The 14,945-nt window shown below is 75.7% G+C and carries 7 protein-coding genes and 1 pseudogene; 2 read left to right on the top strand and 6 right to left on the bottom strand.

The window, feature by feature from the left end; genetic code table 11:
- Positions 1–544 precede the first annotated feature (544 nt).
- On the top strand, positions 545–3,163 hold the full coding sequence (locus VM636_RS09255) for a glycosyltransferase family 1 protein (protein ID WP_030421362.1): 2,619 nt from the start codon (positions 545–547) through the stop codon (positions 3,161–3,163).
- An 85-nt stretch (positions 3,164–3,248) separates the two neighbouring features.
- Here VM636_RS09255 and VM636_RS09250 read toward each other — a convergent pair whose 3' ends face one another.
- The 6 genes from VM636_RS09250 to VM636_RS09225 all read right to left on the bottom strand — a co-directional run bounded on the left by VM636_RS09250 (position 3,249) and on the right by VM636_RS09225 (position 13,387).
- A complete protein-coding gene (locus VM636_RS09250) occupies positions 3,249–3,758 on the bottom strand; it encodes a DUF1990 domain-containing protein (RefSeq protein WP_030421361.1) in 510 nt (169 codons plus the stop codon).
- Positions 3,759–3,839: 81 nt separating this feature from the next.
- Positions 3,840–5,489, bottom strand: a complete 1,650-nt coding sequence (locus VM636_RS09245) for a M4 family metallopeptidase (RefSeq protein WP_030421360.1) — start codon at positions 5,487–5,489, stop codon at positions 3,840–3,842.
- A 560-nt stretch (positions 5,490–6,049) separates the two neighbouring features.
- Entirely contained in the window at positions 6,050–7,825 is a 1,776-nt protein-coding gene (locus VM636_RS09240; RefSeq protein WP_053913605.1) for an ABC transporter ATP-binding protein, read from the bottom strand.
- Complete coding sequence (locus VM636_RS09235; RefSeq protein ID WP_338486341.1) at positions 7,822–9,555, bottom strand: ABC transporter ATP-binding protein; 1,734 nt, start codon at positions 9,553–9,555, stop codon at positions 7,822–7,824. The genes VM636_RS09240 and VM636_RS09235 overlap by 4 nt, the downstream gene beginning before the upstream one ends.
- Positions 9,556–9,590: 35 nt before the next feature.
- Positions 9,591–11,450 carry an ABC transporter ATP-binding protein gene (locus VM636_RS09230; RefSeq protein ID WP_338484262.1) on the bottom strand — a complete coding sequence of 620 codons (1,860 nt, stop codon included), beginning with the start codon at positions 11,448–11,450 and terminating at the stop codon, positions 9,591–9,593.
- Positions 11,447–13,387: an ABC transporter ATP-binding protein gene (locus VM636_RS09225; RefSeq protein ID WP_338484261.1), complete on the bottom strand. Its 1,941-nt coding sequence runs from the start codon at positions 13,385–13,387 to the stop codon at positions 11,447–11,449. The genes VM636_RS09230 and VM636_RS09225 overlap by 4 nt, the downstream gene beginning before the upstream one ends.
- A gap of 260 nt (positions 13,388–13,647) precedes the next feature.
- Between VM636_RS09225 and VM636_RS09220 the strand changes: the two are divergent.
- Positions 13,648–14,866, top strand: a pseudogene (locus VM636_RS09220) (Ig-like domain-containing protein).
- Positions 14,867–14,945 lie beyond the last annotated feature (79 nt).

Genomic DNA, 14,945 nt, shown 5'->3' with positions numbered 1-14,945 from the left:
AGGAGGGCCGCCCGGCCCGTGCCCGGTCGCGGCGGACCCCGGCGGCGGCGCGGAGGCCGCGCCGCGTGGAGGAGGCGGGGTCCGCCGCCGGTCCGGTGCGTCACTCCGCCGGACGGCCGGGTCCGGGTGGCGGCCTTCCCCGCGCGAGCCGCGCGCGCCCCGGGCGGCGTCTGCCTCCGGGCCCGCGCCGAGCGTGTCCGGCACGGTGACCGCGGCCGGCGGGTGCCGCGGCACCGTGGACGTCTTCCCCGCGGTCCCGGCGCCGCGCGACGGGGGTCTGCGACGGGGGCTGCGGCGGAGGGCCGTCCGCGCCGAAGGCGCCGGGCCCCGGGTGGCCCGTGGCCCCGCGTCCGGGCCAAGAGGTCCGGCGCCACGTCGGCCGTGCGGCGGGATTAGCCCGTCCGGTGTCCGGCGGCGGGTCCGTTCAGGCCGACACGGACGGATGCGGACGATCTGCCCCATACGTCCCGCTTCCGCCGGTACCGTCGCACCCGGCGAGGTGACGCCCACCCCGTCCAATCGAGCGAACGCGCTGAGGTGGAGTGTGAAGGCGATCCGTCGACTGACCGTCCGTCCCGTTCTCCCCGACCCCCTCCGGCCGCTCAGTGATCTGGCACGCAACCTGCGCTGGTCCTGGCACACGGAGACCCGCGAACTGTTCCGGTCCGTCGACCCCGGGTGCTGGTCCGCGTGCGGCGCCGACCCCGTACGGCTGCTCGGCACCGTCCCGCCCGCCCGGCTCGCCGAACTGGCCGCCGACCCCGGCTTCCTGGAGCGGCTGACGGCGGCGGCCGACGACCTCGCCCGCTACACGGGGGGCGACCGCTGGTACCAGGAGCAGCCCGGCCGGCTGCCCGCCGCCGTCGCCTACTTCTCCCCGGAGTTCGGCATCACCGCCGCGCTGCCCCAGTACTCCGGCGGCCTCGGCATCCTCGCCGGCGACCACCTCAAGTCCGCCAGCGACCTCGGGGTGCCGCTCGTCGGCGTCGGCCTGCTCTACCGGCACGGCTACTTCCGGCAGAGCCTGTCCCGCGACGGCTGGCAGCAGGAGACCTACCCCGTCCTCGACCCCCACGAGCTGCCGCTCACCCTCCTGGAGGAGGCCGACGGCACCCCCGCCCGGGTCGCCCTCGCCCTGCCCGGCGGACGGGAACTGCGCGCCCGGATCTGGCTCGCCCAGGTCGGCCGCGTCCCACTGCTGCTCCTCGACTCCGACGTGGAGGAGAACGGCCCCGGCGAACGCGGCGTCACCGACCGGCTCTACGGCGGCGGCAGCGAGCACCGGCTCCACCAGGAGATGCTGCTCGGCATGGGCGGCGTCCGGGCGGTGCGCGCGTACTGCCGGCTCACCGGGCACCCCGCGCCCGAGGTGTTCCACACCAACGAGGGCCACGCCGGCTTCCTCGGCCTGGAGCGCATCGCCGAACTCTGCGACGAGGGGCTGGATTTCGACCCCGCGCTGGAGGCGGTCCGGGCCGGCACCGTCTTCACCACGCACACCCCCGTGCCGGCCGGCATCGACCGCTTCGACCGCGCCCTGGTCGCCCGCCACTTCGGGCCCGGCGCCGAACTGCCCCGTATCGACGTCGACCGCGTCCTGCGGCTCGGCACCGAGACCTACCCGGGCGGCGAACCGCAGCTCTTCAACATGGCCGTGATGGGACTGCGCCTGGCCCAGCGCGCCAACGGCGTCTCCCTGCTGCACGGCCAGGTCAGCCGCGAGATGTTCCGGGGGCTGTGGCCGGGCTTCGACGCCGCCGAGGTCCCCATCACCTCCGTCACCAACGGGGTGCACGCGCCGACCTGGGTCGCCCCCGAGGTGCTGCGGCTCGGCGTCCGGCAGGCCGGCCCGCGGCGGGCCGGGGAAGCGCTCACCGTCGGCGGCTCCGAGCGCTGGGACGCGCTCGCCGACCTGCCCGCCGGGGACGTGTGGGAGCTGCGGCGCACGCTGCGGGCGCAGTTGGTGACCGAGGTGCGGGAACGGCTGCGGGCCTCCTGGCGGCAGCGCGGCGCCGGCACCGCCGAACTGGGCTGGATCGACGAGGCCCTCGACCCGGACGTCCTCACCATCGGCTTCGCCCGCCGGGTCCCCTCGTACAAGCGGCTCACGCTGATGCTGCACGACCGGGAACGGCTGACGAACCTGCTGCTGCACCCGGAGCGGCCGGTGCAGATCGTGGTCGCCGGCAAGGCGCACCCGGCCGACGACGGCGGCAAGCGGCTCATCCAGGACCTGGTGCGCTTCGCCGACGACGCGCGGGTGCGGCACCGGATCGTCTTCCTGCCGGACTACGGCATGGGGATGGCCCGGAAGCTGTACCCGGGGTGCGACATCTGGCTCAACAACCCGCTGCGGCCGCTGGAGGCGTGCGGCACCAGCGGGATGAAGGCCGCGCTCAACGGCTGCCTCAACCTGTCGGTGCTGGACGGCTGGTGGGACGAGTGGTTCCGGCCCGACTTCGGCTGGGCGATCCCGACCGCCGACGGCCCCGGCACCGATCCCGACCGCCGGGACGCGATGGAGGCCGCCGCCCTCTACGACCTGCTGGAGCAGCGGGTGGCCCCGCGCTTCTACGAGCGCGGCGAGAGCGGTCTGCCCGACCGCTGGATCGAGATGGTCCGCCGCACCCTGAGCCTGCTCGGGCCCAAGGTGCTGGCCGGGCGGATGGTCCGCGAGTACGTGGAACGGCTCTACACCCCGGCCGCCGAGGCGCACCGGGCGATGGACGCCGACGCCGCCCGCGAACTCGCCGAGTGGAAGGCGCGGGTGCGGGCGGCCTGGCCCGCGGTGCGCGTCGAGCACGTGGAGACGTCCGCGGCGACGGCCACGGCGGAGCTGGGCACGACGCTCGGGCTGCGGGTGCGCGTCGGGCTCGGCGACCTCGTCCCCGACGACGTCGAGGTGCAGGCGGTCTCCGGCCGGGTCGACTCCGAGGACGGCATCACCGACGCGGCCTGCGTGCCGCTGAAACCGGCGGGCGGTCCCGACCTGGACGGCCGGTGGGTCTACGAGGGCCCCCTCGCCCTGGACCGGACCGGGCCCTTCGGCTACACGGTGCGCGTCCTGCCCGCCCACCGGCTGCTGGCCTCCGGCGCCGAACCGGGGCTCGTCGCGCTGCCGGCCGGCGAGCAGGGCGAGGCGGCCGGGATGCTGATGCGGTGAACGGCACCGGCCCCGCCGCGGGGTGCTTGCGGGCGGGGCCGGCGGGGGCCTCGGCCCGCGGGGTGCCCACGGGCGGGGCAGGGGCTCAGTCCTCGGCGACCTCGTCGCAGATGCGCCGCAGGACGGTTCCGCAGCGGCGGGCGTAGGCGTGCTGGAAGCCCCGGGCCGCGGGGCCGCCGGCGCGGGCGAACCAGGTGGCCGGGCGGCTGAAGGAACGGACCGTCAGCCACACCGTGCCGTCACCGGTGCGGTCCACGACGAACGCCTCCTCGCCCGACTCGGGGTGGCCGGGCAGCGTCCCGTAGGCCCAGCCGGCCCGGCGGTGCTCCTCCAGCGTCCACACGACCCGGCACGGCGCCTTGATCACCCCGGCCAGGGTGACGGTGACGTCGGTGCCGGGCTCCGCCCGAGCGGTGCTCGCCGCGAAGCCGATGCCGAGGGCCCGGTGCATCTCCCAGCCGAAGACGGCCTCGACCGCCCGGCGGAACACGGCCTCTCCCTCCCCGAGGCGGGCGCGGACGTGCAGCGGGCGGAAGCCGGGCGGGCAGTTTCCCTCGTCACGGGTGGCCCCGACGTCGTCGTACGTGAAGGACATGGGCTCAGCCTAGGGGCCGGTGTGTGGATCTTGACAGGTCCGTCCCGGCCTGATCCGCACACCGTCCCCCGGCCTCTTCGGTCAGGTGACGTTGATCGCGGTCCAGGCCGCGGCCACCCTCTGGTACTCGGTGCTGGAGGCGCCGTAGAGGGCGGACGCCGCGTTCAGGGTCGCGGTGCGGGCGCCCTTGTAGTTGGTGGTGGAGGTCATGTACGTGGTCAGTGCCTTGTACCAGATCTGGAGCGCCTTGGCGCGGCCGATGCCGGTGACCGTGGAGCCGTCGTAGGTCGGGGAGTTGTAGCTGACCCCGTTGACGGTCTTCGCGCCGCTGCCCTCGGCGAGCAGGTAGAAGAAGTGGTTGGCCGGGCCGGACGAGTAGTGCACGTCGACGCCGCCGAGGCCGGAGGACCAGTAGTCCTTGGACGCGCCGTCCTTGCTCGGCTTGTCCATGTAGCGCAGCGGCGTGCCGTTGCCGTTGATGTTGATCTTCTCGCCGATGAGGTAGTCGCCCGGGTCGGAGGCGTTGTTGGCGTAGAACTCGGCGCCGGTGCCGAAGATGTCGCTGGTCGCCTCGTTGAGGCCGCCGGACTCGCCGCTGTAGACGAGGCCCGCCGTGTTCGAGGTGACGCCGTGGCTCATCTCGTGGCCGGCGACGTCCAGCGAGGTCAGCGGGCGGACGTTGCCGGCGCCGTCGCCGTAGGTCATGCAGAAGCAGCCGTCGGACCAGAAGGCGTTGATGTACTGGTTCCCGTAGTGGACGCGGGAGTAGGCCGCCTTGCCGTCGTTGCGGATGCCATTGCGGCCGAAGGTGTTCTTGTAGAAGTCCCAGGTGACCTGGGCGCCGTAGGCGGCGTCGACGGCGGCCGTCTGGTCGGTGGCCGAGCTGGAGGCGGTGCCGGTGCCCCAGACGTCGTCCGCGTCGGTGAACAGGGTGCCGGTGCCGGAGGTGCCGCGGGCCAGGTTGTACGTCTTGTGGCCGCCGCGAGAGGCGTCGGTGAGCTGGTAGGTCGATCCCGACAGGGTGGTGCCGAGGGTGACGGTGCCGGAGTACAGGCTCTTGCCGGTGCCGGTCTCGATGGCCTGGTACTCGTAGAGCTTGGCGCCGGTGGCCGCGTCGGTGACGACGTGCAGCTCGTTGGGGGTGCCGTCCTCCTGGAAGCCGCCGACGACCGTCTCGTAGGCCAGGACGGGGGTGCCGTTCGCCGCCCAGATCACCTTGCGCGGGGCGGCGTCGGCCTCGGCCGCGCTGGAGCCGGCCGCCTCGGCGGCGGACAGCGCCTGCCGCTCGGCGGTGGCCGCGGCGACCTTCGGCGTCACGGTGGCGACCTTGATCGTGGCGTCGGTCGCTCTCGTCACGCCCTGGGTGGCGCCGGTCGCACCGCGGTGGACGACGAGGTCGCCGCCGAGGACGGGCAGCCCGTCGTAGGTGCGCTCGTAGCGGGTGTGCACGGTGCCGTCGGCGTCCTTGACGACGTCCTTGACGACCAGCTTCTCCTTGGCGCCGAGGCCGATCTCGCCGGCGGTGCGGGCCGCCCCGCCCTGCTGCTCCGCGATGAGCGCGGCGCGCGCGGTGACGGACAGCGGGACCGGTGCCGCGCCGAGGACGGGCTGTGCGCTCGGGCCGGCGCTGGCGCTGCCGGCGGTCAGGCCGGTGGTGAGCAGGGCGCCGGCGGCGACCGCGGTGGCGAGGGCCAGCGTGGTGCGCTTGTGGCGCGAGAAGAGGGGGGTCACACGAACTCCTTCGGTGGGGGAGTCCGGTCGGCGTGGGGCGCTCCGGCCGGAGGACTGCGAAGTTGTGCGGCGGGTGAGGGAAGGGTGGCACCGCTGCCGCGTACATGTCAGGAGGGCGTGGCGGGGTTGACCGAAAACCGTCGTCCGGATGACAGGCGCGTGCCGCCGGACGCCTCTGACCTCGGCAATGTCACAGCAAGGCGGGTGCCATCGCTCGGCAAAGAGCGGAGGGCCGGTGGTCTCGCCCGGAGCCGGGGTCGCCGGGGGTGCGGGCGTGTCGGGCGGTGTCGCGGAGGGTGCCGGGCGGGTGGGGGGCTCCGTGAGCCCCCCACCGGGGTGGTGGGGGGCTCCGGCGGGCCGGGGAGCGGTTCGCGCCAGGCGGGGGTCGGCAATTTGGCCGAAATTCGTTCGGTCTTCGGCGGGGTGAGTCCGCTATCCGGACGCGCGCCTCGGAGGGCGCGCCCGGCCGACAGCCCCGGTCCCGGCCGGCTGCCCGGCCCTGCCCGGACGTTCCGCCCCGCCCGGCGGCCCCGGCCCCGGCCGGCCGCCGGGCCGTGCGCTCAGCCGTCCGGCGGGGCGGAGCCGGACCCGCCGTGCCAGGAGGACCACAGCGCCGCGTACGCCCCGCCCGCCGTCACCAGCTCCTCGTGCGTGCCGAGTTCGGTCAGCCGGCCCTCCTCCATCACCGCCACCCGGTCGGCGTCGTGCGCGGTGTGCAGCCGGTGCGCGATGGCGATCACCGTCCGCCCGGACAGCACCGCCGCCAGCGCCCGTTCGGTGTGCCGGGCCGTCGCCGGGTCCAGCAGGGCGGTGGCCTCGTCCAGGACCAGCGTGTGCGGGTCCGCCAGCACCACCCGGGCCAGCGCGAGCCGCTGCGCCTCGGAGCCGTCCGGCCGGACGCCGTCCCCGCCCAGCGCCGTGCCGAGCCCGTCCGGCAGCTCCCGCACCCACCCCGCCGCGCCCACGGCCTCCAGCGCCTGCCACAACTCCCCGTCCGAGGCATCCGGTTCGGCGATGAGGAGGTTGTCGCGGACCGTGCCGAGGAAGACGTGGTGCTCCTGGGTGACCAGCACCACCTGGCGCCGCAGCCGCTCCGGGCCGAGGTCCGCCACCGGCACCCCGCCCACCGTCACCGACCCCCCGGTCGGCGCGTCCACCCCCGCCAGCAGCCGGCTCAGCGTCGTCTTGCCGGCCCCCGACGGGCCCACCACGGCCAGCCGCTCGCCCGGACGGACCGTCAGGTCCACCCCGCGCAGCACCTCGCCGCCCCGGTCGTAGGCGTACCGTGCCCCCGCCACGTCGATCCGGTCGTCCGCCGGCACCCCGGCACCGGGCCCGCCCGCCGCCGGCACCCCGGCCAGCCCCTCCACCCGGGCGAAGGAGGCGCCGCCGCTCTGCAACCGCTCCACGTGCATCAGCACCGTGTCCAGCGGACCCACCAACTGCTGGAGGTACACGGCCCCCGCCACCACCGCGCCCACGCTCACCGCGCCGCGGGAGTGCAGCACCCCGCCCACCAACAGCACGCCCGCCACCGGCAGGACGTACGACAGCTCCACCACCGGGAAGAAGACGCAGCGCAGGAAGAGCGTGCGCATCCGGGTGCGCCGCGAGACCTCCAGCGCCGCACGGCTCGCCGCGATCCGCCGCCCGCCCAGCCGGAACGCCTCGACGGTCCGCGCCCCGTCCGCCGTCGCCGCCAGCACCTCCGCCACCTCCGACGTGGCCGCCCCCTCCGCGAGGTACGCCTCCCGCGCGCTGCGCAGGTACCAGCGCAGCGCCCACCAGACCGGCAGCAGCCCCAGCACCGCGACCGCCCCGAAGAGCGGGTCGAGCACGAACACCGCGCCCGCCAGGAACAGCGCCTGCACCCCGCTGACCAGCAAATCCGGCCCGACGTCGCGCACGGTGGCGCCCACCGCGGTCACGTCCGCCGTGCCCCGTGTCGTCAGGTCCCCGGTGCCGGCCCGCTCCACCACCGCCGCCGGCAGCGCCAGCGCCCGGTCCACGAACCGCTCCCGCACCCGGGCCAGGGCGCGTTCGCCGAGGCGGTGCCCCGCGTACCGCGCCCAGCGGGACAGCAGCAACTGCGCCGCCGAACAGAGCAGGATGCCCAGCGCCATCCGGTCCACCGCGCCGACCCCGCCCCCGGCGCGCACCTCGTCCACGATCCGGCCCAGCAGCCACGGCCCGGCCAGCCCCGCCAGCGCCGCCAGCGCGTTGAGCAGCAGCACCCCGGTGAAGGCCCGCCCGTCGGCGCGGACCAGTCCGGCCGCCGCCCGCCGCACCTCGGCCCGGTCCGCCACGGGCAGCGCGCCCGCCTCCGCGGCCGTCATCGCACGCCCTCCGTTTCCCCCGCGTCCCGCGCGACTTCCCCCGCGTCCCGCGCGACCAGGGCCCGGTACCCGGGCTCCCGCGCCAGCAGTTCCCGGTGCCGGCCCTCCGCCACCACCTTGCCGTCCACCAGGTGGCAGACCCGGTCCGCCCGGTCCAGGACCAGCGGGGACGTACTGCACACCACCGTCGTCCGGCCCGACCGCGCCGCCCTCAGCCGGTCCGCGACCAGCGCCTCGGTGTGCGCGTCCAGCGCCGAGGTCGGCTCCACCGCGATCAGCACCTCCGGATCGGCCAGCAACGCCCGTGCCAGCCGCACCCGTTGGCGCTGCCCGCCGGAGAGACCGCGGCCCTGTGCCGTGACGGCCGTGTCCAGTCCCTCGGGCAGCCCCCGGACGACGTCCTCGGCCGCGGCGGCGCGCACCGCGCGCATCAGCTCCGCCTCCGCGGCCTCGCCCCGGCCGGCGAGCAGCGCGCGCAGCGGGCCGGCGAACAGATCGGCCTCCGCCTCGGCGACGAGGACGCGCTCGCGCACCCGGGCGAGCGGCACGTCCTCCAGCGGCACCCCGCCCCACGTCGCCTCCGTGGGCGCGTACCGGCCCAGCCGGTCGGCCACGGCCGCCGCGTCGGCGGGCCGCGCTCCCGCCAGCACCGTGAGCCGGCCGGGCGCCACCCGCACCCCGGAGGCCGGGTCGTACAGTACCGACGGCTCCGCCGGGGCCTCGCGGACGCCGTCGTCGGGCTCCGGCTCCAGAGCCAGGAAGTCCACCACCCGCCGGGCCGCCACCACCGCCCGGCTGATCTGGTGACCGCCCTCGATGAGGAAGGCCACCGGCCAGGTCAGCGCCACCACGTAGCCGTACACCGCCACCAGTTCGCCCACGCTGATGTGGCCCCGCACGGCCTGCCGGGCCGCCAGCCAGGTCACCAGGGCGAGGAACAGGGTCGGCAGCCCCACGCCGAGCGCCTGGATCCAGCTCGTCACCGCGCCGACCCGGTAGCCCTGCCCGCGCAGCCGCGCCGAGTCCCGGCGGAAGGCGTCCGCCACCAGGCCCTTGCCGCCGAGGCCGCCCAGCACCCGCAGCCCGGCCGCCAGGTCCCCGATCCGCGCCGTCAGCAGCGACTGGCCCTCGCGGTACTCCGTCTCCCGTCCCCTCAGCCGCCCCATCAGCGGGCCGACCAGCAGCCCGAGCACCGGCACCCCGAGCAGCACCACCAGCGCCAGGTGGACGGAGACCGACAGCAGCAGTCCGGCGACCACGGCGCACGCCACCAGGGCGCCCACCCCGGGCCCCAGCACCGTCAGCGAGGTGCCGAGGGTCTGCACGTCGCCGACCCCGATGGTGACGATCTCGCCGGTGCCGGTCTGCCGCCGCAGCGCGGCCCCCAGCCGCACCGCCTGCCCGACGACGACCTTGACCGTGCGGAAGTTGGCGTCCATCCGCACCAGCGTCATGGTGCGGTGGCGCAGCATGCCGAGCCAGGCGTTGAGCGCGCCCGCCGCCACCAGGGCGCCCGTCCAGAGGGCCAGCGCCCCGAGGTCGCCCCGCTCCAGCCCCTCGTCGACCGCCCGCGCCGTCAGGTACGGGGTCGCCGCCAGCAGTACCATCCAGGCGCTGGAGAGCACCGCCCCCCAGGCGCAGCGATGCCACTGCCGCAGGGCCAGCCACCCCAGGTAGCGCACGGGAGAGCGCGCGTCCGGCGTGCCCGGGTCCTCGTGGGCGTCGACCACCACGCCGGCGCGGGCCCGCTCATGCCGCGGCGCCCTCACGCCAGGCCGTCCCGCCAGGTGCGGTGCAGCTCGGCGAACCGGCCCCGTCCCGCGACGAGTTCCGCCGGGGTGCCGTCCTCCACGATCCGCCCCCGCTCCATCACCAGCACCCGGTCGGCGATCTCCACCGTGGACAGCCGGTGCGCGATCACCACCGCCGTACGTCCCTTCAGCACCGTCGTCATGGCCCGCTGCACGTCCCGCTCGCCGGGGATGTCCAGCGAACTCGTCGCCTCGTCCAGGATCAGCACCGCCGGATCGGCCAGCAACGCCCGTGCGAACGCGACGAGTTGCCGTTGACCGGCCGAGATGCGGCCGCCGCGGCGGCGGACGTCGGTGTCGTAGCCGTCGGGCAGCGCGGCGATGAAGTCGTGGGCGCCGATCGCCTTCGCGGCCCGCGCGATCTCCTCCCGGGAGGCGTCGGGGCGGCCGATGGCGATGTTCTCGGCGACCGTCCCGGAGAACAGGAACGCCTCCTGCGTCACCATCACCACCCCGCGCCGCAGTTCGGGCACCGCGAGGTCGCGCAGGTCGGTGCCGTCCAGCAGCACCCGGCCGCCGGAGGGGTCGTAGAAGCGGGCGAGCAGTTTGGCCAGCGTCGACTTGCCCGCGCCGGTCGAGCCGACCACCGCGACGGTCTGCCCGGCCGGGATCGTCAGGCCGAAGCGGGGCAGCACCTCGCCGCCGGTGCGGTAGCCGAAGCGCACGTCCTCGAAGACGACCCGCCGGCCCGGCTGCGTGCCCTCGCGGGCGGGCAGTGCCCGCGGCCGGGCCGGTTCGGGCACCGACGGCGTCTGGGCGAGCAGGCCGGCGATCTTCTGGAGGGAGGCGGCCGCCGACTCGTAGGAGTTGAGGAACATGCCGAGCCGGTCGATCGGGTCGTACAGGCGGCGCAGGTAGAGGACGGCCGCCGCCAGCACGCCGAGCGCCAGCGTGCCGTCGGCGACCCGGTAGCCGCCCCACAGCACGATCCCGGCGACCGCGGTGTTGGCGACCAGCCGGGAGCCGACCACGTAGCGGGCCATCTCCAGCAGGGCGTCGCCGTTGGTGCGCTCGTGCCGCTCGTTGAGGACGGCGAACTCGGCGTCGTTGGCGGCCTCCCGGCGGAAGGCGCGCACCGGCCGGATGCCGTTCAGCGTCTCCACGAACTTCACGATGACCGCCGCGATCGTCGTCGACCGCTTCGCGTAGACCCGCCCCGCGCGCCGCCGGTAGTCCCGGATCAGCGCGTACAGCGGGACGAAGGAGGCCACCGCGACGGCCCCGAGGCCCAGGTCCAGCCAGAGCAGCATCGCCGCGATCCACACGAAGGAGAGCAGGACCGTGATCAGCTCCTGCAGCCCCTCGCTGAGCAGTTCGCGCAGCGACTCCACGTCCGTGGTGGAGCGGGAGATGAGCCGGCCCGAGGTGTAGCGCTCGTGGAAGTCGACGCTCAACGCCTGGGCGTGCCGGAAGATCCGGCCCCGCAGGTCCAGCAGCACGTCCTGGTTGATCCGGGCGGACACCGCGATGAAGGCGTACTGGAGGCCGCCCGCGGCCAGCGCGCAGAACAGGTAGCCGGTGGCCACCGCGAGCAGCGGGCCGGTGTCGTGGGCGCGCAGCGCGGGCACCCCCCGGTCGATGGCGTACGCCACCAGCAGCGGGCCGGCCTGCACGGCCGCCTGCTGGAGCAGCAGGACCAGGACCGCGCACCCGACCCGGGCCCGCAGGGGGGCGAGCAGGGAGCGCAGCAGCGCGGCGGTGGCCCCGGGCGGGCTGGGCAGCACGTCCCGGTCGAACCCGTCGTCCACGGGCGCGTCCGGGCGGGCCTCGCCGTCCGGCTCCCGGTCCGGTGCGGTGGTCGCGGGCGCCGTCATCGGCGGGTCCCCTCCTCGCGGTCCCCGGGCTCTTCGCGCCCGGACATCAGGTGGGCGTACTCGGCGTGGGTGCGCAGCAGTTCGTGGTGGGTGCCGACGGCGGCGATCCGCCCGCCGGAGAGCAGGGCCACCCGGTCGGCGAGCAGCACCGTGGACGGGCGGTGGGCCACGATCAGGGCGGTGGTGTCCGCGAGGACCTCGCGCAGCGCGGCCTCGACGGCGGCCTCGGTGTGCACGTCCAGCGCGGACAGCGGGTCGTCCAGGACGAGGAAGCGGGGCCGGCCGACCACGGCGCGGGCCAGCGCGAGCCGCTGCCGCTGGCCGCCGGAGAGGCTGAGCCCCTGCTCGCCGACCTGGGTGGCGGTGCCCTCGGGCAGTTCGTGCGCGAAGCCGGCGTGGGCCACTGCCAGGGCGCGGTCCAGCGCGTCCGGGTCCGCTCCGTCGCCGGCGCCCATCAGGACGTTCTCGCCGACGCTGGCGGAGAAGAGGGTGGGTTCCTCGAAGGCGACGGCGACCAGGGAGCGCAGCTCGGCACGGGGCAGGGCGGTGATGTCCCGGCCGTCCAGGGTGATGCGCCCGGCGGTCACCTCGTGCAGCCGGGGGACGAGCGCGGTCAGCGTGGTCTTGCCGCTGCCGGTGGCGCCGACCAGGGCGAGGGACTCGCCGGGACGGACGTGCAGGTCGACGTGGTCGAGGAGGGGCGGGGAGCCGGGCGGTGCGTCGGGGAAGCGGAACCGGACGCCCTCGAAGCGCAGCCCACCGCCTCGCGTGAGGGCACCGGCGCTCCGCCCGGGGCGGCGGCCCTCCGTCGCGGCGGGGGGCCGCATCGCAACGGCTGCCGTCACGGCGTCCGCCGCCCGGCCGGACGCCCGCGCCGCGCCCGCCGTCTCCGTATCCGTCCCCGTCCCCGTCCCCGTATCCGTCTCCGTCCCCGTATCCGTCTCCGGCGGTGCGTCCATCACCTCGAAGTACCGGTCCGTCGCGGTGGCCGCCTCCTGGCTCATCGCCAGCAGGAAGCCGATCGACTCCACCGGCCACCGCAGCGCCAGCGCCGTCGACAGGAAGGCCACCAGCGTCCCCGCCGACAGCGTCCCGTCGGCGACCCGCACCGCGCCGGCCACCAGCGCCGCGCCCACGGCCAGTTCCGGCAGCGTCACGATCACCGCCCAGATCGCCGCCAGCAGCCGTGCCTTGCGCAGCTCCGTGCCGCGCAGCTTCCCCGCGAGCCTCCGGAACGCCCGCGCCTGGCTGCGGTGCCGCCCGAAGCCCTTGACGATGCGGATGCCGAGGACGCTCTCCTCCACCACCGTCGTCAGGTCCCCGACCTGGTCCTGGGCGAGCCGCGCGACCTCGGCGTACTTCCGCTCGAAGACCATGCAGGTGACCATCACCGGGAGGGCGGCCCCGAGGACCACCAGGCCCAGGACCCAGTCCTGCACCAGCATGATCACCACGCCGACGAGGATCGTGACCCCGTTGACCAGCAGGAAGGTCATCGGGAAGGCGAAGAAGAGGCGCAGCAGCATCAGGTCGGTCGTCCCGCGCGAGAGCAACTGCCCCGAGGCCCACCGGTCGTGGAAGGCGACCGGCAGCCGCTGGAGGTGCCCGTACAGGTCCGCGCGCATCCGCGCCTCGACGTGCGAGAGGGGCCGCGCCACCAGCCACCGCCGCAGCCCGAAGAGCAGCGCCTCCCCCACGCCGAGCAGCAGCAGGAAGAGCGCCCCGAGCCACACCCCCGCCGGGTCCCGGCCCGCGACCGGACCGTCGACCATCCACTTCAGCACCAGCGGGATCACCAGACCCACCAGGGAGGCGGTGACGGCCACACCCGCCGCGGTCGCCAGCCGGGCCCGCACCGGGCGGATGTACGGCCAGAGCCGGAGCAGGGAACGCACGGCGGAACGGTCCTGGGCGGGCGGCGTCGGTGTCGTGGGCATCGTCAGGAGCCTACGGTCCCGCACCCGCCCTGCCCAGCGAGTTTCCGCCCGGCCGGGGGTCGTACGGGGGCACCCCCCGCACCGCCGGTGCGCCGCCCGGCGCCGCGCCCCGCACGCCCCCGCCCCGGGCGCGCGGCCGGGGCAGGGGGGAGCGGGAGGGCCCGGTCGCCGACTCCCGGCCCCGCCCCCTCGTCCGCTCGGGGCCTCCGCACGGCCCGCACGGACGTTTCCCTGGGGCGGACCGGTCGTTACGGGTGACTATGAGGCACGTACACGGGCGCGCTCGGCGCGCGGGGGCCGCGCTGGCCGCGGTGACGACATGGGCGGTGCTCCTGGCCTGGCTGCGCCGCGGGCGGCTCCGGATTCGGCGGGATGTCCGGCGGACCGGCCGACCCCGACGACGTCATCCGGATCACCCCGGACGACGCCCGCGAGAACGTGCGCCCCGACCGGGAACTGTCGGTGCGGGTGCCGGACGGGCGCCTGGAGTCGGTGCGGGTGGTCCGCTCCCAGGACGCGCGGGAGACCCCGGTGCCCGGCCGGATCTCCGCCGACGGGCGGAGCTGGAAGCCCGCCGGGGACCGGCTCGCGCTCGCCGCCAAGTACACCGTGGACGCGGTGGCGTTCGACGGGGACGGCCGCCGCGTCGCCCGCCGCACCACCTTCACCACGTACGTCCCGGAGGAGCGCTTCATCGCCTACGTTGCCCCCGAGAACCGTTCGGTGGTCGGCACCGGCATGATCGTCTCCCTGGAGTTCAACCGGGAGATCACCGACCGCGCCGCCGTCGAACGCGCCGTCTCCGTCACCGCCCGGCCCGCCACCGAGATCCGCCCGCACTGGTTCGGCGCCGACCGCCTCGACTTCCGCCCCGAGCGCTACTGGAAGCCCGGCACCGAGGTCACCGTCGCGCTCGGCCTCCAGGACGTGGAGGGGGCGCCCGGCGTCTACGGGCTCCAGGACAAGACGTTCTCCTTCACCGTCGGCCGCAGCCAGGTCTCCGTCGTCGACGCCGCCGCCCGCACGCTGCGGGTGAGCCGCGACGGCACTCCCCTCGCGACCGTGCCGATCACCGCCGGGGCCCGCAAGACGCCCACCTACAACGGCAAGATGGTCATCACCGAACTGCTCGACGTCACCCGCATGAACAGCCGCACGGTGGGCTTCGGCGGCGAGTACGACATCCCCGACGTGCCGCACGCCGTCCGGCTGACCGACTCCGGCACCTTCCTGCACGGCAACTACTGGTCGCCCGCCGACACCTTCGGCCGCGAGAACGTCAGCCACGGCTGCGTGGGACTGCGCGACGTCAAGGGCGGCGGGTCCGAGACCCCGGCGGGCTGGTTCTTCGACCGCAGTCTGATCGGGGACGTGGTCGAGGTGGTCGGCAGCGACGACGCCGTGGTGGCCCCGGACAACGGCCTCGGCGGCTGGAACATGAGCTGGGAGCGGTGGCGGGCGGGCAGCGCGCTGCGGTGAGCCGGGGACAGCGCCCGCGCCCCCGGCCCGCGCTGACGGGGCGCCGGCCCCCGGCAAGCGCTCCGTGACCATCCCGCCG

Source organism: Streptomyces sp. SCSIO 75703 (assembly GCF_036607905.1).
Taxonomy (GTDB): domain Bacteria; phylum Actinomycetota; class Actinomycetes; order Streptomycetales; family Streptomycetaceae; genus Streptomyces.
This window is presented reverse-complemented; position numbering and strand designations above follow the sequence as displayed.